This window comes from Methylococcus sp. S1M (assembly GCF_051295855.1).
GTDB lineage: Bacteria > Pseudomonadota > Gammaproteobacteria > Methylococcales > Methylococcaceae > Methylococcus > Methylococcus capsulatus.
This window is the reverse complement of the sequence record NZ_JBPDXO010000004.1, coordinates 270774-294720: the sequence shown is the minus strand read 5'-3', so window position 1 is coordinate 294720 and position 23947 is coordinate 270774. Positions and strand designations below refer to the sequence as shown.

Sequence of the window (23947 nt, the reverse complement as noted above, 5' to 3'; positions counted from 1 at the left end):
TCCCCGTTCCTCGGCGAGGGCCATCGCAAGGTATGGGGCGGGCACGTCCTTTCGGGCATTCGGGTGGCCAAGGATCGGGTCTTGCGCCTGATGCGTGAAAATGCCTTGCAGTCGCCGCATCGTGTGCAGCAGGGACTGCCCGTGCTGCACGATGGCTCAGACCAAAGCGCGCGGAGACCGCGCCTTCGAGCAGCAAAGGCGCGGCCAGTCCCGGGAGAGGACTTATACGGTCAGTCCCGAAGCCTGGAGAACACGTATTGGCTCTCTTTCTGCGCAGCGTGACAGCCGAAACAACCCTGCCCGCCGTCAGTGACCAGACGCTTGTCCGGCTTGCCTTCACCGAATCCTTCATAACCCCAACCGCCGGTAGCGGAAAAACGCTTGGCATCGCGCTCCATCACTCCGATCAGCTTGCGTTTGCCTTCCACCAGTGCATGGTTGTCCTCCTGATAGTCGAACAGGTCGAATACCAACACCGCTCCGTCCGGGTAGTTGCCGCCCCTCAGTCCCTGGATGGCTTCTGCATTGGCGTAAACGTGGTGGATCCCGCCGAAGGGATTTTCCAGCGGGTGTCCCGGCTGGATCACCATGGATTTGACGTGGTACCAACTGCGAAACCCATCGGGGTATTTCACCTTGGTCTCGGCTGCGCCGAGCACGCCGGAAACGACCAGGAGCCCCACGAGTAAAAACGATGGCTTGTTCATCTCCACCTCCTCTGCTGAATTGTTTCGCATCGAAATCATATGCCTGACCGCACCACCCGTCAAGGATTCCGCTGCCGGCGGACGTCATGATGACACCCCCCAAAAAAAAACGACGATCGAAGACGACCTCCAAGTGCGCGACACCATGGACAACGCGAAGGAACATGTCGGGCCGAACACGAGGGCGCGACGGAAAATGCGCCCTCTGGGCCGCAGGAGAGTTATTTCAGCCTGGAGTAATAATCGGCCAATTGCCGAATCTCGGCGTCGCTGAGTTTTCCGGCGATCAGCCGCATGCGGCTGTAGATGTCGTTGGCCCTCTGGCCACTCTTGTAGGCCAGGAGGGTCGCTTCGAGATAGGCCGCGCTCTGGCCGGCGAGGCGGGGGGTGTCGACCTTTTCGCCCTGCCCGGCCCCGCCGTGGCAACTGGAACAGGGGGGCTCCATGCGCCGGCCTTCCCCGCGCCCGGCGATGCCGGTGGCATCCGTGGCTCCGCCGGCACCACGCATCGGCGCCTGTTGGCCGTACCAGGCGGCCAGGTCGGCCATGTCCTGATCGCGCAAGGCCGATGCCATGGCATTCATGATCGTGGTCGGGTCCCGCCGGTTTCCGTTCTTGTAGTCCTGCAGTTGCCGGTACAGATAGGTCGGCAGCTGGCCATTCAGGCGGGGATTGGTACCTGTGCCGTCGTGGCAGCCGGCGCAAGGGGCGGATAGCGCCTTGCCACGCCCGGCATCACCCTTCTCGACGAAGTCGAGTGTCGCCGGCGTCCACGCGACCTGGGTGGAAGGAGCCGCATCGACGCCGGCCACAAACATCATGCCAGTCGCCACGAGCAGGATGGTATTCATCTTCAATACCCCCAGGCGGTCGGACTATGGGTTTTCAGCAGGAAAAACTGGAGGATGGGATAACCGTAGCTCAACACCATCAGCACCAGGATCAGACGGTTCCACAGGGCGAATCCATTAAGCCATGCCGGCGCCCCGTGATGGGAGTCGTCCGGCGCATCCTCCCTGGCGTCGACCTTCTCACCGGCAGTCTGGGTCTTGTACAGCAGATAGACGAACAGACAGGCAGAGCCCAGCAGGATGGACCCACCGGCGATCATGGCCAGTTCATACGGCTCCCAGGAAAGCGTCAGTACGCTGTTGTACTGGACTGCCGAAATCCGCCGCGGCTGCCCCAAAAGGCCCAGGATATGCCAGGGCGTGGTCATGATGACCATGCCGATGAACCAGCCCCACAGCTGCACCAGAGCCAGATCGCCGGAATACAGTCTGCGTCCGCACAGCTCTGGCCACAGCTTATAGGCGACGGCGAGATACATGGTGATCACGGTGCCGGCGAAGATCAGGTGGAAATGGCCCGGCACCCAAGCAGTGTTGTGCACCATGGCGTTCATGGCATAGCTGGCGTTGACGATACCGCCGAAGCCCCCGAGCACCAGCATGAGCAGAGACAGAATCGCCGCCAGCACCATCGGGTTCTTCCACGGCAGCGCGCCGATCCAGCCGAACAGCCCGGCACCGCCCCGCTTGCGTCCGGCCATCTCCAGCGAGGCGATGACGGTGAAGCCGGTCAGCAGGGTGGGAATGGCGACGGCGAAGGTGCCGACCATGTGCAGGAATTTCCAGCCCGCCCCCTGCTCGGGATCCATATAGAGATGGTGGAAGCCGATGGGCAGGCCGAGCACCAGGATCAGCACGAACGCCGTGCGCGCCAGCAGATCGCTGAACAGCTTGCCGCCGGCAGCCTGCGGCACGTAGCAGTACAGAGCGATGTAGGCCGGGATCAGCCAGAAGTAGACGATGGGGTGCAGGGTCCAGGCGAACAGGGTACGGGCCAGGCCCACATCGATGGTGTCGGTCAACCCGAGCGCCCATGGCAACAACTGGAACACCGACTCCAGAGCCACGCCGGCACTGGTCCACAGCCACAGCAGAGCATTGGCGGCGGTGGCGAACATCGGCAACGGCACGGTTTCACCGGGACGATCCCTTTTCCATTGGGCGAACATCACCAGCATGATCACACACCAGAACCACGACCCCACCACCAGCAGGGTCGCCCCGAGATAGAAGAAGACGTTGGCCTGGATGGGAGGGTAAAAGGTGTACAGGACCGAGGCCTTGCCCAACAGCAGGGGGATCGCCGCCAAAGCCACTCCGACCAGGCAGACCCCGTAGCCGGCCCAGGCCAGCGGCGGATTCCACAGCGGCCGCCGGAGACTACGCGCCGCCGTGTGATAGCCGAAGCCCATGATGAAAAAGGTCGTCAGCACGAAGGCCATCAGCACCCCATGGGTGCTGACCGAGGCGAAGTAGGCGGCGGGCGACTGGAGAAAGGCGAACAGTCCGCTGCGCTCCAGAACCTGGTACATGCCGAAGAAACAGGCCAGGCCGAACGCCCCGAAGGCCACCCAGAAGTTGAAAAGTGTGAGGCGGTTCACGGTTGCATCGTTCATGGCTGCTTTCCTCCGGTCGCGGGCTCACGCCAGTTCTCCTGGGCGATGACGGTCACCTTGCTCCACATGTGGTCGTGGCCCAGGCCGCAGTATTCGTTGCAGAGCATGGGATATTCCCCTGGCTTGGGGAAAACGCTGACCACCTCGGAGACGTACCCCGGCACGATCATGGTGCTCATGTTGGTCATGGGGATGTGGGCACCGTGCAGTACATCCATGCTGGCCATGCGGAAAACGATCCGGCGACCGGCCGGCACCTCGATCTCGCGGGGATAGAAGCCGTAGCGGCCGACCACCAGCCGGACCTGGAGGGAGCCGTCGGCAAGCGGCGTGGGCTGCACGCCCAGCTTGTCCTCGGCGAACTCCTGGCTCAGATGCAGGCTGGCGGAATCGATGGTTTCGACATGGCTGGGGGGATGGAGTCCCTGGCTGACCGCAGTGACGACGATCGCGCCGACGAACAGGCCGATCATGGCGAGGGACACTGACAGCCACTTCCTTTCCAGTTCATCGATCTCCAGCCGGGACATTCCTCCTCCCAGCCCGGCCATTTTTTCTCGGAACCATTGCTTGTCTGGAAAACGGATTCGCATAACCTTTTCCTCTCATTCGTCGCTGACGCGCCGGTTTCGCGCTGCGGCAGGGCGCGATGTCCCCCCGCCGGGTCGTTCTCGGGATCACTGACCCAACTGGCCGCGGGGCAGGAACACCCCGAAATAGAGGAACAACCAGGCCGCGGTCATCCCCAGCGCCACCAGGCAAAGCAATACCCAGGTGCCCCGCGGCGCTTCTTCATGTGCGGAATCGTGTTCGTGTTCTACCGACATAGTGCCTCCCAAACGTCGTAAAACCGCGCTGACAAACTCCCCCCGAATTTCCGACCGCTAGCCGGCCTCGGCCGCGAACTGCGGGGCCCGGCGCGTCTCACCCACGCCGATGGTGAGGAGATCCCACACCAGCAGCAGAGCGCCAGCCAGCGTCACCACACCGAACACCAGGCGCCAAGCCATGGCCTGCTGGAACCAGGGATGCATCTGACCGGCGAAATAGCCCCGCCAGGTCGAGCCCTCCATCGCCCGTTCGATGAACGACTGTTCGTAGCCGGCGATCAACAGCGCCACGGTCATTCCGATCACGCCGAGATTGATCAGGGCGAGCGCCCCTTTCCACTTCCAGCCTTCTCCGGCCAGGCCGCTGCCCAGCCAGATGTTGCCCCGCCAAGTTTGCATCGCAATGTAGAAGAAAGCGATGTTGATGGTGGCATAGGCGCCGAAGAAGGCCAGGTGACCGTGCGACGCCGTCCATTGGGTGCCGTGGGTGTACAGATTGATCTGCGGCAGGGTGTGCATGAAGCCCCAGACGCCGGCACCGAGAAAATTGCCGAAGGTATGGGCGATGATCCACGCCAGCGCCGGATGGTTACCGTTCCTGAGCTTGCGGACGCCGGCATCGTAGACCGAATGCACTACCATGGCGACCAGAGGGATCGGCTCCAGCGCCGAGAAGAACCCCCCGATCGAGAACCAGTAATCCGGGGTACCGATCCAGAAATAATGATGGCCAAGGCCGAGGATGCCCGAGCCGAACATCAGCGCCACCTCGATGTACAGCCAGGTTTCCACGATCCGCCGCCGCACGCCGAGCACATGCATCAAACTCCAGGCCATGATGCAACCGACCAGGACCTCCCAGGTCGCCTCCACCCACAGGTGGATGACCCACCACCACCAGTACTGGTCCGCCGTGATGTTGGTCAGATAGAACATGCCGGCGCAATAGAGCCCGGCCAGAGCCACCAGATCCAGGGTCAGCACGCCGGCGATGCCGGACCAGCGGCCTCTCGAGAAAGTGGCAGCGACGTTGTAGAAAAACACGCCCAGCACGGCGACGATCCCGAAGTCGGCCCAGCGCGGGGCTTCGAGATATTCGCGGCCTTCGTTCACGAACCAGCGGGTGAGGTCGTTGCCGGGACCGGTCTGAACCCACAGGTAGACCAACACCACGACGGCAACCGCCACCGTCAGCACCCAGAACGCCAGGTTGCCCACGGCCAGCCCGACGACGCGGGTACCGCTCTCCTCCTCCAGCAGCCAGTACACCGCGCCGACGAAACCGTACAGCATCCATACCACCATGGCGTCGATGTGCACCATACGGTTGACGTTGAAATCGAGCACGTTGTAGAGAAAATCCGGCCGAACGAACTGGATCGCGGCCAGCAGACCGAACAGCATCTGAACCAGGAATAGCACGAGAGCGACGCTGAAATACTTGACCGCCAGTTGCTGCCCCCCGTTCAGATTGGCGCCATCGATGATTCCGGTGCGCATGCTCAATCCTCCTGGTGACCGATGGTCTTGAAATTGGTGGGAAAGCCGTTGGTATCGATGGCCGACATCCATTTCAGGAAGGCGACGATGGCGTGCGCTTCGGCGTCGGTGATTCCGAGTCTTGGCATCTTGCGCCCCGAACTGAAGGTGACGGCGTTCTTCTCGGGATCCAGCAGGAAGGCCAGCATCCTGGCTTCGCGCTCCTCCACGCTGCCCCAGTCGGGATCGAGCCAGGCCTTGGTGAGATCGGGAGCGTAATAAGCACCGTTGCCGAGCAGGGTGTGGCAGTTCATGCAGTTCTTGGCCTGCACCGTCTTCTTGCCCTGGGTAACCAAGGCCGCCGCTTCATCCTCGCTCAGCGACCGGCCGAACAGCGGTTCGTCGCCACCGAATACCGGGCGGTAGCGGTTCAGGATTTAATCGAAGCGGTAGTCGATGGACCGGTTGATGACGCTGTAGGACTGCACCCGGCTGCCGCCGACCGCAGTCTTCGACAGCGTGTCGAAGGTCAGGATGACGAGGATGACGAAAGAACCGGCAGTGACCCAGATCGCAACCTTTTTCCAAAAGCTCTCGGAAGCCCAGACAGGCGGTGAGGCACCCATGCCAACTCCCCCTTGCGTTTGTTCTCGTTGTAAAAACGGCATCATCATCGACGACGAGGATCAGTCCCCTGGCGGCGCCCTGGAATTTCTTTCGAGACGATGGCTGGCGACGCACAAATGCCAGATACCGTGAGGAGCCAGCAGGTAACCGACCAGCATCAGAACCACCACTCCCTGCCACGCGCCGTTGAGATGGGCTGCCCGCGTCAGCAGCAGCATGGCAGCGGCCGATGCCGCATAACACATGTAGGCTCCCACCAGCCACAGCCGCCGATTCTTCAAGCGCGCCCAGGCGAACAGTCCCGCGTATCCGGCCCCTCCCAAGACCGTCGCCGCGGCGGTCGCGAACACCCGTTGGAAATCCTCCGGAGCGACGGGTTCGATCACGAAGCCACCGCCATCGCCGGCTGAGCCAGACCGGCCGGAACACTACGGTACAAGGCGGCTATCAAATCGGTCTGCGTCACCAACCCGACCAGCTTGCGGCGCTCATCGACGATGGGCACCTGGTGAATGCCATGCTCGCTGAGCAGCCGGGCCAGTTCAACGATAGACGCGTCGTGCCGGGCGGTGATGGCGGGCGCGGTCATGATCTGCCCGACGACCTCCGGCTTCGTCGAGGTCACCCGAGGCGAGGGAAGCAGAAGGGCCTTCAGCCGGGCTTTGAGGCTGCCGAAACCGTCGGCAGGGGCGTGGCGGAAGAAGTCCTTGAACGTGACGATGCCGATGACATGCCTTCCCCGGTCCACCACCGGCAAGGCCCGGATGCCATGAAGCTGCATCCGTCGCCAGACCGACTCCAGATCGTCGCCGAACTCAGCGGTCAGCGGCTCGGGGGTCATGATGCCGGCGCATGTGGTCTTGCCGAAGGTACGGCGGAACGCCCGACTGGCGGCGAAGTGGTAGATGTCGCTCAGTTCGTCGGCGCTGACATCGACGAAAACTCCGACGTCCTGCAGGGCCGCGTGAAAGTCCTCGGCTTGAATGCCGATGCGTTCCAGAGGGCTGGGCGGATGCGGCTCGGTATTGGGAGCGGGCCTGGCGGCATGCACCCAGCGGTCGTAAAACCGGGAGGCCACCAGCATGACCGCGACGTTCAGCGCCAGCGGCGTCAGCAGAAACTGGAACCCCAGCGCCCGGATACCGGCATCCCCGAGCACCGGGATCAGGGCCGACGCACCGCCCGGAGGATGCAGACAGCGCGCGAGTTGCATGGCGAAGATGGCCAATCCCACCGCCAGAGCCGCCGCCGGCCATGTATCCGGAACCCAGCGGGCGCACAGGATGCCGATCAGGCCGGAAATCAGATGGCCGCCCACCACGGACCAGGGCCGCGCCATGGGACTGTGCGGCACTACGAACAGGATCACCGCCGAAGCGCCCATCGATGCCACCAGGGTCTTCAATCCGCCGCCCTCGATGAACCGGCTGCTGATCAGACCCAGCAGGAAAATCGCCAAGCCGGCCGCCAAGGCGGACCGAAACTGCTCCGCCAGGCCGGTCGGCAAGGGCTCGGGCCGCCATCCAAGAGGAAACTTCAAGCGTTTGATTTGCATCGAAATCCCTAAGGCTGAACCTAAGCCGATGAGTCCGGCCGGGCCGCAGGGCATTTCCGCAAACACGAGAAAGCCCGCGGCATAATATGCATTACAGGTGCATCTTATTGCACGGCACACACCTGTCAAGCCATTCAGGAACGGATCGCGGAGAAATCCACGACCCGCGTTTCTCAAGCCGGATAGATCAGCAGTTCCTGGCCGGGCTTGAGGCGGCTGTTGGGCGCCAAGCCATTCCAGCCGGCCAGGACGGTTTCGGAAACGCCGACACGCTTGGCGATGACAGCGAGCGTTTCCCCCTTCTTCACCACGACGGTCTTGGCCGACACCAGCTCCGCTCCCTCCAGACTGGAGGCCATCGCCTGGGCGTTTTTCAGCGGCAGCATCAGGCCGTATTTGCGCTGCGGCGCGTCATGAATGGATTTCAGCGCCGGGTTCAGCAGCTTGAACAAGGGTTCGGGCAGACCGGCGGCGCTGCCGACATCGGCGGGACGGATCCCCGCATCGATCTCCACTCGCGCCAGAACCGGCGTGCCCGGTACCGGTTCGAGTTCGAGCCCGTAGCGGTCGGCACCTGCAAGGATGCGTGAGAGGGCGAGTATTTTCGGCACGTAACCCCGGGTCTCGGGCGGCAAGGGCAAACTCCAGAAATCGGTACCCCGGCCAGCCGCCCGGTTGTTCGCGATCGCCTGCTGGACCGCCCCCTCCCCTGCGTTGTAAGCGGCCAGGGCCAGCAGCCAGTCGCCCTGGAAACGGTCGTGCAGATGCTGCAGATAAGCCAGGGCGGCACCGGTGGAAACATGTATGTCATAGCGGCCATCGTAGTCCGCCGCCATCTCCACACCGAAGCGCTGCCCCGTGGCGGGAATCAACTGCCAAAGACCGGCGGCCGTTTTCGCCGAAAGCGCGCTCGGATCGCAGGCGCTCTCTACCAAGGGCACCAGCACCAGATCCAGCGGCAGTCCCCGGCGCTCGATCTCGCCGACCAGATAATGCAGAAACGGCTCCGCCCGTTTGGCCAGACCGCGAACCCGCGCCGGCCGGGCCCGGAAACCCGCCACTTCCGCCTCCACCGATGGATGGTTCCAGCGGGTCAATTCCAGACGCTCCCGGAGGTAATGCCACAAACCGTTCTTGTGGTGTTTGGGCGGCCCCACGGGAATCACCCGGATTCCCCTGCCCGACAAGCGCCGGGCCGGCTCGGGTACCCCGCTCGCCGGTCCCGTCGCCATCTGCACCGGAACGGCGGGGGACTCCAGCGACCTGAAATAATCCGCCAGCAGGGTCTCGATTAGATCCCCATCGGCGGAGGAATTCAGGCGCGGAATCCGGTCGTCGCCGGCATCAGCCTCCCCGGTTTCACCTGCATCATCCAACATGGCCAGCCGAAGCGGCGCTTCGGCGCAGCCGGCAAGCAGCGAGAGCAGCACGGCGGCCGTCGTGAATCGTGGCAAGCTCATTTCCAGCGGTCCTGTTGTAGTCTGGACGAGATTCGGCACCCCTTAATGTATAGCAGCGAACCGCCGCCTCTTCAAAACTTCCAGGACACGGATTCTTGTTGAGATCGACCCGGCCATGCCATCATCCGCCCGGCGTGCCCGCCCAGACACCGTGCGGGACGGGCGCCGCAGTTCACCATCATCCAAGTGGAGGAGAACGAACATGCCTAGAAGAACGATGGGCCTGGCCCTGTATTCAGCCCTTGGCGCCCTGCTCTGCGGCTATGCGCAGGCCAGCGAAGATCTCGCCAAGGCCAAAAACTGTGTCATGTGCCATTCGGTGGACAAAAAGATCCTGGGGCCGGCATTCAAGGACGTCGCCCAGAAATACGCCGGCCAGCAAGGCGCCGATGTCAAGCTCGCCGAGAAGGTGATGAAGGGAGGCTCCGGCGTCTGGGGTACCATGGTGATGCCGCCCAACCCTCAGGTCAGCGAAGCGGAAGCGAAACAGCTGGTGCAGTGGATTCTGAGCCTGAAATAGGGTGAACCGGCTCGACGAAAACCGGCATCCTTCGAGGTGTGCAACGAGTCGAACCCGGTAAATCCCCCGACGAGACGGGGGATTTACCTCGACTCACCAAACCCTGTGTCCGGTTTCCGAGGCGCACCGCCGCCAGCCCGGGTTTTCGCCGGAGTGACGGGTCGAGCCTTTCCCCCACGGATCACGTCGGGACCCTGCCTGAGCCGAGTTGACTTCATATCCATCAGCCTCCGCTACCTCGAACGACCCGAAGCAACCGGCGTGATCATCGGGTCTTCACAAACGTTGCACTGAGCAAGTCGGCAGCACTGGTTTCTTTCAATACGGCGACGTCGCCAGGCTTTACGTCGGGGATCGTTTGCTCGGCGATTTCGGTCGAGATGTCCGGATCGCATATGCCGGATTTGATTTGCAGTATGCCGCGGCGATAGAGCTCCCTGGCGTCGAAAACAACCTGTCTCGTTCTGGCTTGTCCAAGGTCGAGTTCGCATTCGGCGAACGCCGCTCCGTCGGCGTGCCGGAATTCCACCAGCAGGCCCTGCCGGCTCTTTGCGTCGCCGGCCGTCATGAGCTTCAGGGTTTCGTTTGGTATTTTCACGGTGAGGGAAACCTCGATCTGGTCTTTCTTGGCGGACCACCAAGTTCGCTTCACCGTCAGTGCCATCCCGTCCTGCTTCCGCTTGGCCACGGTCACGAGGGGCTGCGCCTGTGGTTGGGGCGTAGGCGTGGTCAGGGGAGTCGTGGCGCTGGCGACGGCGTCATGAGCCAATGACTCCGCTCGCAAAGCGCTTACCACGGCGAGCAGTGCCGCCGCGGCGCTCAACGCTATCCACGAGCGGCTGATACGGATGGATGGTGACATTGATTCATCTCTTCGTCGTAGGTTTATGGAACATGCCGAAATCCCGGCTCACGATCGTCGCCAGCCATGAACCGCTACACAGGCCCAGGCTGCAAGGAAAGCCATGCCGCCGACGGGCGTGATCAGGCCCAGCCAGCGGATGCCGGAAATGGCCAGCAGATACAGACTGCCGGAAAACAGGACGATGCCACCGAGCATCAGCCATGCCGCCCAGACCAACGGCCGGCACTGGGGAGCCTGCCGCATCAGGAGGGTGACCAGACCCAGCCCAAGCGCATGCCAGAAATGGTACTGCACGCCGGTCTGGTAAACCGCCAGCATAGCCGGCGCGATTGCGTTCCTGAGGCCGTGCGCGCCGAAAGCGCCCATGGCCACCCCGGTGAAACCGGCGATACCCGTCATCACGAGCCAGCCGTTGGTTCCGCTCTTTCCCATTCCATCTCCTAATGTGTCCCAAGCCTTGGCGACAATTGCGCCCTGCTGCAAAATGGTTCAGGCTACACTTTTCCCGAGTTTAGCGCCTTAAGACCTTTTCGCGTATCCCATGCCATGATCAGACACCTCGCTTCCGGATTCCTCGCCGTATTTTTCGCCGCCTCGGCCAGCGCCAATCCTGCCCCGGACTGCCGATTGAGCCGGTATCAGGACGGAGCTCCCCTGAATATCGCCGGTTTCAAGGGCAAAGTGACCTACGTCGACTTCTGGGCGTCCTGGTGCGGCCCTTGTCTGCAATCGTTCCCGTTCATGGCCGAAACCTACAAGGACTTCAAACCCAAGGGTTTCGAACTGATCGCGGTCAACCTCGACGAGGAGCGGGAGGGCGCGGACGCGTTCCTGGCGAAACAGCACGCCGACTTCACCATCGCCTCCGACCCGGCGGGCGATTGTCCCCGACAGTACGACGTCCAGGCGATGCCGTCATCGTTCCTCATCGACCGTAAGGGCAACATTCGCCATGTCCACCTGGGGTTCCGGGAAAAGGACAAGGCGGAGATCCGCGCCCAGATCGAAGCGTTGCTCAGCGAGCCGTGAGCGGACCCTCCTCCCCTCACGGGTACGAGTGCAAAGATCTTACCTGGTTCGCTACAGGCACCACGCCGTGACGAAGCGCGTGATCGTCTTGTGCTGCCATCTCGCGCTTCTGCCCGGCTGCGTGCAGACGGTCGCTCCGTGGGAGCGAGGCGCGCTGGCCAAGCCGCAGATGGCGCTGGTGCCGGACGTCCAGCATTCGGCGCTCATGCTGCATACCTATGCTTCCAAGGAGACCTCGTCGGGCGGCTACGGCGTGGGCGGTGGAGGCTGTGGCTGCAACTGACAGGCTGGCGGCCTTCTCGGCGGCAGCCCTGGCACTGCCGGGCATGGTGGCCGCGCAAGGGCTGGATCTCAGTCCGGAAGCCCCGGCCATCGACAGCGGCTATTCGAATTACCAGGAAAGCAACGGGCGCATGTCGGTGCAGGCGTTCCAGAACGATGCCTCGCTCCGGCTGGGCGAGGACGTCAATTTCCGGGTGAACAGCACGCTGGACTTCATCGGCGGTGGCTCGAATCCGATGAACCTGAGCCAGATCGGAGGTGCCTCCCCCACTTTCTATTGGGGCCGGAACAACAACTACGGCAGAAAATACGGCGAACTGGAACTGTCCCAAGCCACCCAGGGTCCACAGCGCGGCCGGCAGGGTGGCATCCACGACCAGCGCCTGGCCATCGACGGCGCCCTGAGCGTAGCGCTGGACGACCTGACCCTGGGCGTCGCCGGCGGCAACTCCACGGAGTGGGACTACATCTCCAACTTCTTCAACCTGGACGCGCGCTGGGACATCAACCGGAAGGCGACGACCCTCGCCGCCGGTTTCGGCTATGCCTCTGACACCGTATGGGCGGACGGCGGCAACCAGGGCCGCATCCACCAGCAATACACCGACGGCACGGTGATCGGCGGCGACAAGAATACCTACCAGGGGCTGCTGGGCCTGACCCAGGTGCTGGACAAGAACTCGCTGCTCCAGGTCAATCTGACCGTCGCCAACAGCTCGGGCTTCCTGTCCGATCCCTACAAATCGGCCTGGGTGAACGACGTACCCGCGGTCCGCTCGCCATCCCGCCGTTCCGCGTCCGCGCGGGCCGCTCCGGACATGTCGACGCATAGCGGTGCCAGCGGTGGGAGCCCCGAGCCGTCGCCGAGCCCCGTTCCCGCGCCCGACCAGCCGGCGGAGGTTCCTGCAACGCCGGTCAACACTTTTTGCCGCCAAAACGTGCCGTTTTCCTTCCAGGTCAATCTTTGCGCCGATACCCGGCCGGGCTCCCGCATCCAGTCCGCGGTGCTGCTGCGCTACGTGCGCAACATCCCGGAGCTCGATGCGGCCGCCCTGCACCTGGACTACCGATTCTATTCGGACGACTGGAACGTCGACTCGCATACCTTCGAAGCCGGCTGGCTGCAGCCGCTGCCCTACGAGACGCTGCTGACGTTCCGCCTGAGGTATTACACCCAGCGCTCCGCCTATTTCTACCAAACCGTCTACGACCACCCCACCGCCGATGGCCTGTATTCCTCCGACTACCGGCTCGCCAGTTTCGGCGCGGTCGGCGGCGGACTCCAGGTGAACAAGACCTTCTTCGGGATGCTGCAGATCGGCGGCGGGGTGGATCTGTATCAGCGCACCCAGGGCATGGGCTTCATGGGCGGTACCGGCAGTCACGTGGACAATTTCAGTTTCGCCCTCTATTCGGTCAACCTGAATCTCAAATTCTGACGAGCCCTTGTCCCTGAATCCGTTCCGTTTTCCATTCCGGGCAATGGGTTCGCCCTGCCACCTGATCCTCTATGCCGAAACCGAAACCGAGGCTCGGGCCGTGGCGGGGGAAGCGATCGGCGAGGTGCAGGTCCTGGAAGCCCGCTACTCCCGCTACCTCCCGGACAGTCTTCTGTCCAGGATCAACGCTCAGGCTGGAAGCAAAACGGGGGTAGTGGTCGACGACGAGATGGCGGCCTTGCTCGACTACGCCCGGACCTGCTACGAACAGAGCGACGGGCTGTTCGACGTGACCTCAGGCATCCTGCGCCGGGCCTGGAATTTCGCGGGCGACCGGCTGCCCGAGCCGAGGGACGTCGAAGCCCTTCTGGAACGGGTCGGCTGGAACAAGCTGCGTTGGGAGCGGCCGGTGCTGAGATTCGAGGTGCCCGGCATGGAGCTCGATTTCGGCGGCATCGGCAAAGAATACGCCGCCGACCGGGCGGCCACGCGTTGCCTCGAACGCGGCATCACCGCCGGCGTGGTGAATCTCGGCGGCGACCTGCGGGTGATCGGGCCGCACCCGGACGGCACGGCCTGGGAGGTTGGCATCAACCATCCGCGTGAACCCGGCAAGCTCCTGGCCACCCTCAGCGTCCGTTCCGGCGCGATCACCACCAGCGGCGACTACGAACGCTGCATCAGCGTGGACGGCAGACGCTACGGCCATATCCTCGATCCCCGGACCGGCTGGCCCGTGCAGGGGCTGGCCTCGGTCAGCGTGGCCGCATCTCATGCGCTCATCGCGGGCAGCGCCTGCACGATCGCCATGCTGAAGGCATCCGACGGCCCGGAATGGCTGCGGAGCCTGGGGCTGCCGGCCCTGTGGATGGACCTGGACGGCCGTATCGGTCGGCACGAAGCCGGACCGGTCGAGCGACCTGAGACAAGGCCGTTGTAAAATGAGCGCCCACCGAGACGGCGGACCCCCATCCCATGTGCGAACTGCTAGGCATGAATTGCAACGTGCCGACGGACATCTGTTTCTCTTTCCGCGGCTTCACCCTCCGCGGCGGGCAGACCGGTCACCATACCGACGGTTTCGGCATCGCCTTCTTCGAGGATCGAGGCTGCCGAGTGTTCCTGGACTACCAGCCCTCCGCCGGATCGCCGATCGCCGAGCTGATCCGGAACTACCCGATCAAGTCGACCCACGTCATTGCTCACATCCGCAAGGCCACGGTCGGCGGGATCACGCTCGCCAACTGCCATCCCTTCCAGCGGGAGATGTGGGGACGAAACTGGATCTTCGCCCACAACGGCAACCTGGAAAACCTGCCCGCATTGCGCCGGCGCCATTACCGCCCGGTCGGCACCACCGACAGCGAGCAGGCTTTCTGCCTGATCCTGGAAACCCTGCGCGAACGTCATCCCGAACCGCCTGAAAGTGGCGATCTGGTCCGCACGATCGTCGAGGTGACGCGCGCAATCGCCGGACACGGGACTTTCAACTACATCCTGTCCGACGGCGAACTGATGTTCGCCCATTGTGCCACCCACTTGCATTACATCGTCAGGCAGGCGCCGTTCAGTCATGCCCACCTGGTCGACGAAGACCTCACCGTCGATTTCGCCGATCTCACCACGCCGGAGGACCGGGTGGCGGTCATCGCGACCCGACCGCTGACCGACAACGAAACCTGGACCGCCATGGCGCCGGGCGAACTGACCGTATTCAAGGACGGTGCGCCGGCGACATTCCCGACCGGAGACTTCGAATGACCCACCGCATCCACATCGTCGGCTGCTCGCCCCGCAGCGGGACGACGCTGCTCAACGAACTCATGGTGACCTGCTTCGAGATCGGCGGCTTCGCCGAGCACGAACAGAGCATCTACAAGCCCTATGACTACAGGGACGAGATCCTGCTGACCAAGTATCCGCTGCAGACCACCGTGGTCGCCCCGTTCCTGGCGGTGGACCCCGACCTGTGGGTGATCTACCTGCTGCGCGACCCGCGCGATGCCATCTCCAGCCGCAGCCACCGCAAGGACACGCAGCGCTACTGGAGCAACCTGGGACTCTGGCGCGAACTGCACGGTGCGGCCACGAAACTCATGCGCCATCCGCGCTTCATCACGATCCGCTATGAAGACCTGGTCACCGCTCCCGACGCCGTGCAGCGCGAGTTGATGGCCCGTCTGCCGTTCCTCGCGCTGCGCCATCCCTTCAGTGAGTTCCACCGCCACGCCCGGCCTTCCCGAGATTCGCTCGATGCCCTGGGGAGTCTGCGGCCGATCGACCCCGGCAGCATCGGCAACTGGCGCCGGCACAAGCCGCACCTGGTGGCGCAGATGGCGAAGTACGGCGATCTGTCCAAGCTTCTGATCGAGCTCGGCTACGAGAAGGACGATAGCTGGCTGGCCGAGCTGGAAGGCGTGTCGCCCGACGACAGCGGAAGCCTGGTGCTGCCGGAGCGGCCCTGGTATTGGCACCTGGGCAAGCGGCTGGACCTCTACTGGCGTGCAGCGGTGTACTGGCTCACCCGCCAGCCGGCGCTGACGCCGACGCTCTACCAGCTGCGCACCCGCCGCCGGCAACGGAAGTCCGCTCGATGAACGGTGCACCTTTGATCTATGTCGCCCGCTGTCGTTTGCACCGCAACGGCGCCAACCTGATCCAGGCACTGCACGTCGCCGAAAGCTTCGACCGGATCGGCGTGCCGACCCGACTGTACCTGCCGCCAGCCAAAGGCGTCACCGTCACGGCACGGTTGCGCGACTTCGGCATCGACGAACTCCTGGACCTGCGGCTCGATCCCTGGCTACATACCCGCTTCGGCCTGTGGCCGTTCTTCGTCCGCCATTTGGGCGAACTGCGCCGAGCCCGTGGCATCTTCACCCACAACCTGATGCTCAGCCGCTGGCTGGCCCGGTTTGGCCTCAAGCACGTGCTGGAGATCCACGACGCCGACCGCGACCTGGTCCAGGGCGGCTGGATGGATCATGTGGTGGGCTGCCACCGCAGCCGGATCATCGACTGGCTGGTGCCGGTCAGCCGCGCCGCCGCCAAGGTACTGACGGAATCCGGCGCCGACCCGGAACGCGTTCTGGTCGCCCCCAACGCGGTCGCCTTGAAGGCCTACGCCGCGCTGCCGAAATTCGACCCCACCCGGCTCGATCACCCGACTTTCGTCTATCTGGGGACGCTGGCCGCGGACCGGGGGCTTCATGTCTTCGACGCCCTGGCAAGACGCGGCATCGGCCACGCCGTGCTGATCGGCGAGTCCGAACCGGGCTCCCATTTCGTCACGCCGGACAGCGTGGAATCCCATCCCTTCGTACCGCACCACGAGGTACCCGGCTGGTATGGCCGCAGCGACATCACCCTGCTGCCCTACCCGCCGCAGCTCGCCACTGCCGATTCAATGAGTCCGATGAAGCTGTTCGAGGCGTTGGCCGCCGGCCGGCCCATCATCGCCAGCGACCTGCCGGTGCTGAGGGAGCTGCTGGAACACGAGAAAACCGCCCTGCTGGTCGATCCGGAGGACATCGAGGCATGGATCGCCGCGATCCGGCGGCTTCAGTCCGACCGCCAACTGGCCGTCCGCCTCGCCCATGCCGCCGCCGAACGCGCGCACGATTTTTCCTGGGAGAAACGGGAAGAGAAGATCGCTCGGACCTGCGGCTGGCTGTAAGGGTCCATCAGGGAAAGAACGTCTCCAAATGCATCCGGATGCTGTTTTCTACGGCATAGCCCTGCACCGCTTCGCGGAGGATGGCGGGGGACAAAGGATGATCCAGTGTCACCGCCATCGCCTCGGCCATCGCCTCCGCGTCACGCATCGGCACCAGCGGCCCGAAGCGACCGCCCTGCAGGATTTCGCGTGGTCCGCTGCGGCAATCGGTGGCGACCACCGGAGTACCGACGGCCATCGCTTCGATGAGCACGTTCGGACATCCTTCCCATAGCGAGGACAGCACGAACAGCCCGGACCGCGCCATGTAGGCGTACGGGTTGGAGACGAAGCCGGCCAGCTCGAAATCCGCCCCGACCCCAAGCTCACGGGCTTGTGCCTCCAGACGTTCCTTCTGGCGCCCCTGGCCGAGGATCATCAGGCGGCATGGGCGGTAGCGCCGCAGCAAGGCGAAAGCCTTGAGCAGCGTCCCGAAGTCCTTGGCCCGCCCCAACCGGCCGGCGCCGAGAATCACCGGCGGCTCGCCGGACGCGAACCAGGGGTGGGCGAGGGGTTCCTCCGCCGCCGCCAGCAGTTCGGGGGTGATGGTGGGATTGGGCAGGACCGCGATGCCGTCACGGGGCAGATCCAGGAAGGTCACCAGATCATCCGCCACCCCTTCGGAATTACAGATCACTCCGTCGCACTGGCTGTAGATCTGCCGGAGTCTGCGGCGGTACAGGGCGCGGTTCAACCGGAACCGGTACTGGTTCGCCAGCCGTACCGACAAGGTGGTGACCATCCGAAGGAAAAAACGGACCCCGGGATCCCTGAGCTCCTTACGCACGACCACGGCGATGCCATCGTCGCGCTCTTCGGTCGTCAGCACGACATCCGGTCGCCAGGCCCTCACGAAGGCCAGCAGCTCGCGCGCCAGGCACCGGTCGCTGCGGCTCGGCAGCACCACCTGACGAACCTGCGGATACAATTGCTCGGTAAACAGTTCGTTGGGGCGGTTCACCAGGACGCTGACTTCCATGCCGGCCCGTACGAAGCCATTGGCGAGATTGACGATGTCGCGTGCAACCCCCCCTTCCCCGAAACTCGGGCCGAACAGGACGATGTGGCGGGATGCGCTAGCGGGCGTCTGCATGAGGAAAATCCACTCCGCCTTCAACGGAAGGCGCGGATGATCTCCAGCGCCGCCGGCAGAGCCTCCATGCCCGCATAAGCCGCCAGCGCCAGAAACAGGACACCGCTGAGCCGGTGCAGCCAGACCAGCGGGATCGTCTGCAGGACGGTCCGCCCCGCCCAGATGCCCAGCACCGAGGTCAGGACCAGGGCGAGCGAAGCCCCGGCCCACACCGCCGAAGGCGACACCGACGTGCCCAGCCCGGCCACTGCCAGCTGGGTCTTGTCCCCGAACTCGGCGAAGAGGATCATCAGGAAGGTCGTGACGAAGACGCCGTGTCCGGGCTTTTCCTCGACCGACTCCTCCCCCGTCTCCTCCCGCGTCAGCACGGATTTCAGACCGAACCCCAGGAACAGCAGGGCGACCACACCCGCCACGACGGGCCGCGGAACCCAGTGGACCAGGGCCGCGCCGAACAGTACCGCTGCCAGATTGAGCAACCCGAAGGCGGCCGTAGCGCCCAGCAGCACTGGCAAACCGCGGTGACGAGCCGCCAGCGTCATGCAGACCAACTGGCTCTTGTCGCCGATCTCGGCGGCGGCGATCAAGGCAAAAGTGGTGGTGGAAGCCGTGGCCCATTCCAGGGCGCCGGAGGGCAACGTCGGTGAGCCGGCCCATTCGGGCAGGCTCCAGGACCAGAAACAGGACATGTCAACTGAACAGATTATCCAGGATCATCATGACGATGAAGCCGACCATGACGGCGAAGGTCGCTGCCCGCATCTTGCCGCGGGACTGGGTCTCGGGAATGATGTCGTCGCTGATCACGAACAGCATCGCTCCGGCGGCGAACGCCATGCCCAAAGGCAGCAGCGGGAAGAAGGCGGAGACCATACCCAACCCCAGGACCCCGCCGAGCGGCTCCACCAGCCCGGTCAGGGTCGCGATCAGTACCGCCTGACGGCGCTCGTAGCCCATCCCCACCAGGGGCATGGCGACTGCCAGCCCTTCGGGAATGTTCTGCAGACCCACGGCGATCGCCAGCGTGGCACCGTTGTGCCAATCACCGCCGCCGAAACTCACGCCGACCGCCATGCCTTCGGGGAAGTTGTGCAGGGTGATGGCGACGATGAAAAGCCAGATTTTCCGGAGCGAGCCGATCAATTCGCCTTTCTGCGCCAGAAATCGCTCATAAGGCAGCATACGGTCCGCCACCTCCAGGAACAGGGAACCGGTCATCATGCCGAGCGCCACTGCGAAGATGCCCTTCCCCGGCCAGATTTCGTTGCCATATTGGATGCCGGGCACGATCAGGGAAAACGCCGTCGCCGCCAGCATGACGCCTGCCGCCCCGCCCAACATGATGCAGAGGGTACGGTGGGAAACGTCGCGGACGAACAGCGCGGGCAAGGCGCCTGCCCCGGTCGCGAGTCCCGCCAGGATACTGGCGAGAATCCCGGCGGCGATCACCGGGCTGAGGTAAATGTAGACCAGCGCCAGCGCCAGGGTGAGCGATACGACCGCGGAAGCGACCACGACCAGCCGCTGCATCAGCGGCGGCAGAGCGCGGTAGCGTCGTGCCAGCGGCGAGGTGCCGATGCGCTCGCTCAGTTGCTTGAAAACAGCCGCCGCCATGTTCCCTCCTGCCCGATGCCGAAGAATGAAGTGGGTGCCGGAACACGGGCGCAACGGCCCCGCTCCCTTGCCAGCGGATTATACCTTTATGCCAGGATGCTCGACCGGTGAGAGCATTTTCTGGTTAGAATGAAAACATTGGTCTGGTCCGATCCTTCCGCCCTTCATGCACATACTCCTTAGCAACGACGACGGCTACGCCGCCCCCGGTCTTCGCGCCCTGGCCGCCGCCCTTTCGCCGTTGGCCAAGATCACCGTCGTCGCCCCCGAACGCAACCGCAGCGGTGCCAGCAACTCCTTGACCCTGGAACGGCCCTTGCGTGCCACCCGCGCCGAGAATGGCTTCATCCGGGTCGATGGGACGCCTACGGACTGCGTCCACCTGGCCATCACCGGCCTGCTCGACAGCGAACCGGACATGGTGTTCGCCGGCATCAACCACGGCGCCAATCTGGGCGACGACGTCATCTATTCCGGTACCGTCGCCGCGGCTACCGAAGGCCGTTTCCTCGGCCTGCCGGCCGTGGCGATCTCGTTGGCCGCCCACAACCCGGAGCACTTTGAAACCGCCGCCCAAGTCGCCGTCGAGCTTCTGGAGCGCATCCGGGAAAACCCGCTGCCGGCGGACACCATATTGAACGTCAACGTTCCCGACATTCCCCCGGATGAGCTCAGAGGCTATCGGGCCACGCGGCTCGGCGCCCGCCACAAAGCGGAAGCGGTCGTCCGCACCCGCGACCCGCGCGGGCGGGAGATTTTCTGGGTGGGCTGCGCCGGCCCCGAGGCCGATGCGGGCCCCGGCACCGATTTCCACGCCATCCGTCAGAACTGTGTTTCGGTCACCCCGCTGCAGATCGATCTCACCCGCTACGAGCGGCTCGATCAACTGGGCGCATGGCTGCCCGCCAGAGTCACCGCATGAACGTCCGCCTGCAGGGCATCGGCATGACGTCGCCGCGCACCCGCGAGCGCATGGTCGGCCGCCTACGGGAACTGGGGATCCGCCACCCCAGGGTGCTGACCGCCATGCGCAGCATCCCCCGCCACATCTTCGTCGAAGAGGCTTTCGCCAGCCGGGCGTACGAAGACATGGCCCTGCCGATCGGCTTCGGCCAGACTATCTCGCGGCCTTACACGGTCGCCCGCATGACCGAACTCCTGCTCGAGGACGGCCCCTTGCGCCGCGTGCTGGAAGTGGGCACCGGCTCCGGCTACCAGACCGCCGTCCTGGCCCAACTGGTCGGCACCGTCTATTCGGTGGAGCGCGTCCATGCCCTACAGGAGCGGGCCATCCGCAGCCTGGCCGACCTGAACCTCCGGAACGTGCGGCTGAAACACGGCGATGGCCATCTGGGCTGGCGCGAATCCGGCCCATTCGACGGGATCATCGTGACCGCCGCCCCGCCGCGCCTGCCGGCTGCGTTGCTGGACCAGCTCAATCCCGGCGGCGTGCTCGTCGCCCCGATCGGCGTGGGCCGGCAACAGACGCTCGAACGCATCATGCGTACCGACGCGGGCTACGAAGCCCGCTCCGTGGAGCCGGTCGTGTTCGTTCCGCTGCTGGCCGGCACGGTGTAACGGCATGGCCGGCCCCTACCTCGACACCCTCTTCCGGCCCCGCAGTGTTGCCGTGTTCGGAGCCAGCGAACGGCCCGATTCGGTGGGATTCCGCCTCTTCAGCAACCTGCTCGAAGGCGGCTTCCGCAACCCGGTCCACCCCATCAATCCCAGGCACGAAAAGATCCTGGGTCAGCGCTGCTACAAGTCGCTGAGCGAAGTCGACGGCGCCGTCGATCTCGCCCTGATCGCCACCCCGGCACCGACCGTTCCCGGAATCCTGAGGGAATGCGGCGAACAAAACGTCCGCGCCGCGATCGTGTTTTCCGCAGGTTTCGGGGACGGCGACGACCAGGGCCGCCGCCTGTCCCAGTCCTTGCTCACGGAGGCCGGAAATCAGGGCATAAGGCTGCTCGGGCCGAACTGCCTGGGACTGATGCGGCCCAGCCTGAATCTCAATGCCACCTTCAGCAACAATGTCGCCCTACCGGGCGGGCTCGCCCTGGTCTCCCAGTCCGGCGCCTTGTGCACGGCGATCGTCGACTGGGCCAGCGCCCACCGCATCGGTTTTTCGGTGGTGGCATCCATCGGCTCGGCTTACGACCTCGATTTCGGCGACATCTTGGATTACCTGGCGCTGGACCAGGAGACCCGCAGCATCCTGTTGTATGTGGAAGGCATCCGCGACGCCCGCCGCTTCATGAGCGGCTTGCGGGCGGCGGCTCGGCTCAAGCCCGTCATCGTCATCAAGGCCGGCCGCTACGCCGAAGGCTCGCGGGCCGCGGTCTCCCATACCGGCGCGCTGGTGGGCGCCGACGACGTGTTCGACGCCGCTTTGAAACGGGCCGGCGTGGTCCGCGCCAAGACGATCGAGCAGTTGTTCGCCGCCGCCCAGTTGTTGGCGAGCGCCCATCCGGTCCAGGGGGATCGTCTGGCCATCGTCACCAATGCCGGGGGCCCCGGCGTGATGGCGACCGATGCCGCGGTCGAACGCGGACTACGCTTGGCGGAGCTGTCCGAGGCCACGCTGCAACGCCTCGACCAGGTGCTGCCGGCGTTCTGGTCACACGGCAATCCCGTCGACATCATCGGTGATGCCACACCGGAGCGTTATGCCGCCGCGGTCGAGGTCTGCCTGGCCGATCCCGGGACAGACGGCCTCTTGGTGATGCTCACGCCGCAGGCCATGACCGATCCGACCGGCGCAGCGAAACGGACGATCGAAGCCATCGGCGATTCGAAAAAGCCGGTCCTGGCCTGCTGGCTCGGGGAAACCCAGGTCAAGGAAGGCCGGGCACTGTTCACCGACCATGGCATCCCCTCCTTTCCCAACCCGGAAAGCGCCACCCAGGCCTTCGGCTTCCTCGCCGAACATCATCGCAACCAGCAGATGCTGCTGCAGGTGCCCGGCCCCCTGGCCGAACTCGAACCGCCCGACATCCCAGGCGCTCACCTGATCATGGAAGGTGCACTGGGAGACAAGCGCAGCCTGCTTTCCCCCCTGGAAACACGGGCCATCCTCGGCGCTTTCCGCATCCCCATGCTGCCGGCCCTCCCCGCCCATTCCCCCAACGAAGCCCTGGCCGCGGCGGAGTGCCTGGGATTTCCGGTGGCCCTGAAAGTGCTGTCGCCCGACATTACCCATAAGTCCGACGTGGACGGCGTGATGCTCAATGTGACCCATGCCGAATCGGTGCGGCAGGCCTACAACGAACTGCTTGCGCGGGTGGGTCGGCGTAAACCGGATGCCCGTATCGAAGGAGTGTCGGTGGAAAAAATGTACACGGGGCGGCACGGGCGTGAACTGTTGGTGGGCGTGATCGATGATCCGGTGTTCGGCCCCGTGATCGGCTTCGGCGCCGGAGGCACGGCGGTGGAGATCAGCCGCGACCGGGCGATCGGACTGCCGCCGGTCAACGCCCATATCGCCCGCACACTGATCGGCCAGACCCGGATCTCCGCCGCCCTCGGCGCTTTCCGCAACCTGCCGCCGATCCACATGGAGGCGCTGGTCCAGACCCTGCAGCGGGTGTCGGAAATGGTGTGCGAACTGCCGCAGATCCGGGAGATGGACATCAATCCCCTGATGGCTGACGAAACCGGGGTCTATGCGCTCGACGCCCGGATCGTAGTGCGCCACCCGCCGGCCGGACGCCGGCGCTACGATCACATGGCGATCCATCCCTATCCCGCCCAATGGGTCAGCCGGTTCCAGCTCAACGACGGCACGACGGTCACCACCCGCCCCATACGGCCCGAGGACGCGGCGATGGTACAGGCCTTCGTCCGCGGACTGTCGGAGGAAGCCAAGTATTTCCGCTTCATGCAGTCGGTTCAGGAATTGAGCCCCGAAATGCTGGTGCGCCTGACCCAGCTCGATTACCACCGGGAACTCGCGCTGATCGCCACCGTCGAGACCGACCAAGGCGAGACGGAGGTGGCAGTCGCGCGCTTTTTCAGCAATCCGGGCGGAGCCACGGCCGAGTTCGCCATCGTCGTCGCCGACGCCTGGCAGCGCCGCGGCATCGGTTCCCGCCTCATGGCCATGTTGTCCGACGCGGCACGAGAAAAAGGGATACAAAAGCTGCAAGGCGAAGTGCTGGCGGACAATGGCAAGATGCTCCACTTCGTGGAGACGCTGGGCTTCTCGGCAACCCCATCAGCCGAGGACGCTTCGATCGTGCAAGTATTCAGGAATCTGTGAACGG

At 64.4% G+C, this 23947-nt stretch carries 25 protein-coding genes and 1 pseudogene; 11 read left to right on the top strand and 15 right to left on the bottom strand.

The annotated features are described in order from the left end of the window. Positions 1–230: 230 nt before the first annotated feature. The 10 genes and pseudogenes from ACSHWJ_RS09825 to ACSHWJ_RS09780 all read right to left on the bottom strand — a co-directional run bounded on the left by ACSHWJ_RS09825 (position 231) and on the right by ACSHWJ_RS09780 (position 9125). Entirely contained in the window at positions 231–707 is a 477-nt protein-coding gene (locus ACSHWJ_RS09825; RefSeq protein WP_010961620.1) for a cytochrome P460 family protein, read from the bottom strand. A gap of 221 nt (positions 708–928) precedes the next feature. Continuing rightward, positions 929–1558 carry a c-type cytochrome gene (locus tag ACSHWJ_RS09820; RefSeq protein ID WP_432539662.1) on the bottom strand — a complete coding sequence of 210 codons (630 nt, stop codon included), beginning with the start codon at positions 1556–1558 and terminating at the stop codon, positions 929–931. 2 nt (positions 1559–1560) lie between these two features. Continuing rightward, positions 1561–3174 carry a b(o/a)3-type cytochrome-c oxidase subunit 1 gene (locus ACSHWJ_RS09815; RefSeq protein WP_432539663.1) on the bottom strand — a complete coding sequence of 538 codons (1614 nt, stop codon included), beginning with the start codon at positions 3172–3174 and terminating at the stop codon, positions 1561–1563. Further along, positions 3171–3767, bottom strand: a complete 597-nt coding sequence (locus ACSHWJ_RS09810; protein ID WP_432539664.1) for a cytochrome C oxidase subunit II — start codon at positions 3765–3767, stop codon at positions 3171–3173. Before ACSHWJ_RS09810 ends, ACSHWJ_RS09815 begins: the two co-directional genes overlap by 4 nt. Before the next feature lie 84 nt (positions 3768–3851). Continuing rightward, a complete protein-coding gene (locus ACSHWJ_RS09805) occupies positions 3852–4001 on the bottom strand; it encodes a hypothetical protein (protein ID WP_010961625.1) in 150 nt (49 codons plus the stop codon). Positions 4002–4058: 57 nt separating this feature from the next. Then, a complete protein-coding gene (locus tag ACSHWJ_RS09800) occupies positions 4059–5504 on the bottom strand; it encodes a cbb3-type cytochrome c oxidase subunit I (protein WP_432539665.1) in 1446 nt (481 codons plus the stop codon). A 2-nt stretch (positions 5505–5506) separates the two neighbouring features. After that, a pseudogene (locus ACSHWJ_RS09795) lies at positions 5507–6109 on the bottom strand (c-type cytochrome). Positions 6110–6169: 60 nt separating this feature from the next. Further along, positions 6170–6496, bottom strand: coding sequence for a hypothetical protein (locus tag ACSHWJ_RS09790; RefSeq protein WP_017366091.1), 327 nt, complete (start codon positions 6494–6496; stop codon positions 6170–6172). After that, the gene (locus ACSHWJ_RS09785; protein ID WP_432539666.1) at positions 6493–7665 is read right to left on the bottom strand and encodes an HPP family protein; all 1173 of its coding nucleotides are present in this window, start codon (positions 7663–7665) and stop codon (positions 6493–6495) included. Before ACSHWJ_RS09785 ends, ACSHWJ_RS09790 begins: the two co-directional genes overlap by 4 nt. Positions 7666–7838: 173 nt before the next feature. Further along, positions 7839–9125: a transglycosylase SLT domain-containing protein gene (locus tag ACSHWJ_RS09780; RefSeq protein WP_432539667.1), complete on the bottom strand. Its 1287-nt coding sequence runs from the start codon at positions 9123–9125 to the stop codon at positions 7839–7841. A 202-nt stretch (positions 9126–9327) separates the two neighbouring features. Between ACSHWJ_RS09780 and ACSHWJ_RS09775 the strand changes: the two genes are divergently transcribed. Next, positions 9328–9645: a c-type cytochrome gene (locus tag ACSHWJ_RS09775; RefSeq protein WP_010961630.1), complete on the top strand. Its 318-nt coding sequence runs from the start codon at positions 9328–9330 to the stop codon at positions 9643–9645. Between the two features lie 265 nt (positions 9646–9910). Here ACSHWJ_RS09775 and ACSHWJ_RS09770 read toward each other — a convergent pair whose 3' ends face one another. Both ACSHWJ_RS09770 and ACSHWJ_RS09765 read right to left on the bottom strand, forming a co-directional pair. After that, positions 9911–10507: a hypothetical protein gene (locus ACSHWJ_RS09770; RefSeq protein WP_432539668.1), complete on the bottom strand. Its 597-nt coding sequence runs from the start codon at positions 10505–10507 to the stop codon at positions 9911–9913. Positions 10508–10555: 48 nt separating this feature from the next. Next, positions 10556–10942, bottom strand: coding sequence for a DUF423 domain-containing protein (locus tag ACSHWJ_RS09765; protein ID WP_010961632.1), 387 nt, complete (start codon positions 10940–10942; stop codon positions 10556–10558). A 114-nt stretch (positions 10943–11056) separates the two neighbouring features. Between ACSHWJ_RS09765 and ACSHWJ_RS09760 the strand changes: the two genes are divergently transcribed. The 7 genes from ACSHWJ_RS09760 to ACSHWJ_RS09730 all read left to right on the top strand — a co-directional run bounded on the left by ACSHWJ_RS09760 (position 11057) and on the right by ACSHWJ_RS09730 (position 16936). After that, complete coding sequence (locus ACSHWJ_RS09760; protein WP_432539669.1) at positions 11057–11539, top strand: TlpA family protein disulfide reductase; 483 nt, start codon at positions 11057–11059, stop codon at positions 11537–11539. 67 nt (positions 11540–11606) lie between these two features. Then, entirely contained in the window at positions 11607–11822 is a 216-nt protein-coding gene (locus tag ACSHWJ_RS09755; RefSeq protein ID WP_249385245.1) for a DUF4266 domain-containing protein, read from the top strand. Beyond that, positions 11809–13260 (top strand): DUF3570 domain-containing protein, encoded by a 1452-nt coding sequence (locus tag ACSHWJ_RS09750; RefSeq protein ID WP_218798181.1) that lies wholly within the window; start codon positions 11809–11811, stop codon positions 13258–13260. The genes ACSHWJ_RS09755 and ACSHWJ_RS09750 overlap by 14 nt, the downstream gene beginning before the upstream one ends. Before the next feature lie 7 nt (positions 13261–13267). Then, complete coding sequence (locus tag ACSHWJ_RS09745; RefSeq protein ID WP_218798182.1) at positions 13268–14200, top strand: FAD:protein FMN transferase; 933 nt, start codon at positions 13268–13270, stop codon at positions 14198–14200. A gap of 35 nt (positions 14201–14235) precedes the next feature. Beyond that, positions 14236–15021: a class II glutamine amidotransferase gene (locus ACSHWJ_RS09740; protein ID WP_017366101.1), complete on the top strand. Its 786-nt coding sequence runs from the start codon at positions 14236–14238 to the stop codon at positions 15019–15021. Beyond that, the gene (locus ACSHWJ_RS09735) at positions 15018–15857 is read left to right on the top strand and encodes a sulfotransferase (protein WP_017366102.1); all 840 of its coding nucleotides are present in this window, start codon (positions 15018–15020) and stop codon (positions 15855–15857) included. The genes ACSHWJ_RS09740 and ACSHWJ_RS09735 overlap by 4 nt, the downstream gene beginning before the upstream one ends. Beyond that, a complete protein-coding gene (locus ACSHWJ_RS09730) occupies positions 15854–16936 on the top strand; it encodes a glycosyltransferase (protein WP_010961639.1) in 1083 nt (360 codons plus the stop codon). The genes ACSHWJ_RS09735 and ACSHWJ_RS09730 overlap by 4 nt, the downstream gene beginning before the upstream one ends. 7 nt (positions 16937–16943) lie before the next feature. Here the strand turns inward: ACSHWJ_RS09730 and ACSHWJ_RS09725 are convergent, their stop codons facing one another. From ACSHWJ_RS09725 to ACSHWJ_RS09715, 3 genes are read right to left on the bottom strand one after another with little or no spacing between them, the layout of a single operon-like run. Beyond that, positions 16944–18068: a glycosyltransferase gene (locus ACSHWJ_RS09725; RefSeq protein ID WP_218798183.1), complete on the bottom strand. Its 1125-nt coding sequence runs from the start codon at positions 18066–18068 to the stop codon at positions 16944–16946. Positions 18069–18088: 20 nt separating this feature from the next. After that, positions 18089–18757 carry a TMEM165/GDT1 family protein gene (locus tag ACSHWJ_RS09720; protein WP_081423431.1) on the bottom strand — a complete coding sequence of 223 codons (669 nt, stop codon included), beginning with the start codon at positions 18755–18757 and terminating at the stop codon, positions 18089–18091. 1 nt (position 18758) lies between these two features. Beyond that, the gene (locus ACSHWJ_RS09715; protein WP_017366106.1) at positions 18759–19682 is read right to left on the bottom strand and encodes a ZIP family metal transporter; all 924 of its coding nucleotides are present in this window, start codon (positions 19680–19682) and stop codon (positions 18759–18761) included. Positions 19683–19848: 166 nt separating this feature from the next. On the opposite strand from ACSHWJ_RS09715, the gene surE reads away from it, so the two are divergent. Genes surE through ACSHWJ_RS09700 form a run of 3 tightly spaced genes read left to right on the top strand, consistent with a single transcriptional unit; the run spans position 19849 to position 23943 of the window. Next, on the top strand, positions 19849–20604 hold the full coding sequence (gene surE / locus ACSHWJ_RS09710) for a 5'/3'-nucleotidase SurE (RefSeq protein WP_218798184.1): 756 nt from the start codon (positions 19849–19851) through the stop codon (positions 20602–20604). After that, positions 20601–21260 (top strand): protein-L-isoaspartate(D-aspartate) O-methyltransferase, encoded by a 660-nt coding sequence (locus tag ACSHWJ_RS09705; RefSeq protein ID WP_010961644.1) that lies wholly within the window; start codon positions 20601–20603, stop codon positions 21258–21260. The genes surE and ACSHWJ_RS09705 overlap by 4 nt, the downstream gene beginning before the upstream one ends. 4 nt (positions 21261–21264) lie before the next feature. After that, the gene (locus ACSHWJ_RS09700; RefSeq protein WP_218798185.1) at positions 21265–23943 is read left to right on the top strand and encodes a bifunctional acetate--CoA ligase family protein/GNAT family N-acetyltransferase; all 2679 of its coding nucleotides are present in this window, start codon (positions 21265–21267) and stop codon (positions 23941–23943) included. Positions 23944–23947 lie beyond the last annotated feature (4 nt).

Excerpts from the sequence above, each read along its gene's own strand:
- ACSHWJ_RS09780 (WP_432539667.1), bottom strand. The coding sequence starts at position 9,125 with ATGAGCTTGCCACGATTCACGACGGCCGCCGTGCTGCTCTCGCTGCTT.
- ACSHWJ_RS09815 (WP_432539663.1), bottom strand. The coding sequence starts at position 3,174 with ATGAACGATGCAACCGTGAACCGCCTCACACTTTTCAACTTCTGGGTG.
- surE (WP_218798184.1), top strand. The coding sequence starts at position 19,849 with ATGCACATACTCCTTAGCAACGACGACGGCTACGCCGCCCCCGGTCTT.
- ACSHWJ_RS09775 (WP_010961630.1), top strand. The coding sequence starts at position 9,328 with ATGCCTAGAAGAACGATGGGCCTGGCCCTGTATTCAGCCCTTGGCGCC.
- ACSHWJ_RS09740 (WP_017366101.1), top strand. The coding sequence starts at position 14,236 with ATGTGCGAACTGCTAGGCATGAATTGCAACGTGCCGACGGACATCTGT.
- ACSHWJ_RS09805 (WP_010961625.1), bottom strand. The coding sequence starts at position 4,001 with ATGTCGGTAGAACACGAACACGATTCCGCACATGAAGAAGCGCCGCGG.
- ACSHWJ_RS09785 (WP_432539666.1), bottom strand. The coding sequence starts at position 7,665 with ATGCAAATCAAACGCTTGAAGTTTCCTCTTGGATGGCGGCCCGAGCCC.
- ACSHWJ_RS09725 (WP_218798183.1), bottom strand. The coding sequence starts at position 18,068 with ATGCAGACGCCCGCTAGCGCATCCCGCCACATCGTCCTGTTCGGCCCG.
- ACSHWJ_RS09715 (WP_017366106.1), bottom strand. The coding sequence starts at position 19,682 with ATGGCGGCGGCTGTTTTCAAGCAACTGAGCGAGCGCATCGGCACCTCG.
- ACSHWJ_RS09825 (WP_010961620.1), bottom strand. The coding sequence starts at position 707 with ATGAACAAGCCATCGTTTTTACTCGTGGGGCTCCTGGTCGTTTCCGGC.
- ACSHWJ_RS09720 (WP_081423431.1), bottom strand. The coding sequence starts at position 18,757 with ATGTCCTGTTTCTGGTCCTGGAGCCTGCCCGAATGGGCCGGCTCACCG.
- ACSHWJ_RS09735 (WP_017366102.1), top strand. The coding sequence starts at position 15,018 with ATGACCCACCGCATCCACATCGTCGGCTGCTCGCCCCGCAGCGGGACG.
- ACSHWJ_RS09810 (WP_432539664.1), bottom strand. The coding sequence starts at position 3,767 with ATGCGAATCCGTTTTCCAGACAAGCAATGGTTCCGAGAAAAAATGGCC.
- ACSHWJ_RS09770 (WP_432539668.1), bottom strand. The coding sequence starts at position 10,507 with ATGTCACCATCCATCCGTATCAGCCGCTCGTGGATAGCGTTGAGCGCC.
- ACSHWJ_RS09760 (WP_432539669.1), top strand. The coding sequence starts at position 11,057 with ATGATCAGACACCTCGCTTCCGGATTCCTCGCCGTATTTTTCGCCGCC.
- ACSHWJ_RS09820 (WP_432539662.1), bottom strand. The coding sequence starts at position 1,558 with ATGAATACCATCCTGCTCGTGGCGACTGGCATGATGTTTGTGGCCGGC.
- ACSHWJ_RS09730 (WP_010961639.1), top strand. The coding sequence starts at position 15,854 with ATGAACGGTGCACCTTTGATCTATGTCGCCCGCTGTCGTTTGCACCGC.
- ACSHWJ_RS09765 (WP_010961632.1), bottom strand. The coding sequence starts at position 10,942 with ATGGGAAAGAGCGGAACCAACGGCTGGCTCGTGATGACGGGTATCGCC.
- ACSHWJ_RS09800 (WP_432539665.1), bottom strand. The coding sequence starts at position 5,504 with ATGCGCACCGGAATCATCGATGGCGCCAATCTGAACGGGGGGCAGCAA.
- ACSHWJ_RS09700 (WP_218798185.1), top strand. The coding sequence starts at position 21,265 with ATGGCCGGCCCCTACCTCGACACCCTCTTCCGGCCCCGCAGTGTTGCC.
- ACSHWJ_RS09705 (WP_010961644.1), top strand. The coding sequence starts at position 20,601 with ATGAACGTCCGCCTGCAGGGCATCGGCATGACGTCGCCGCGCACCCGC.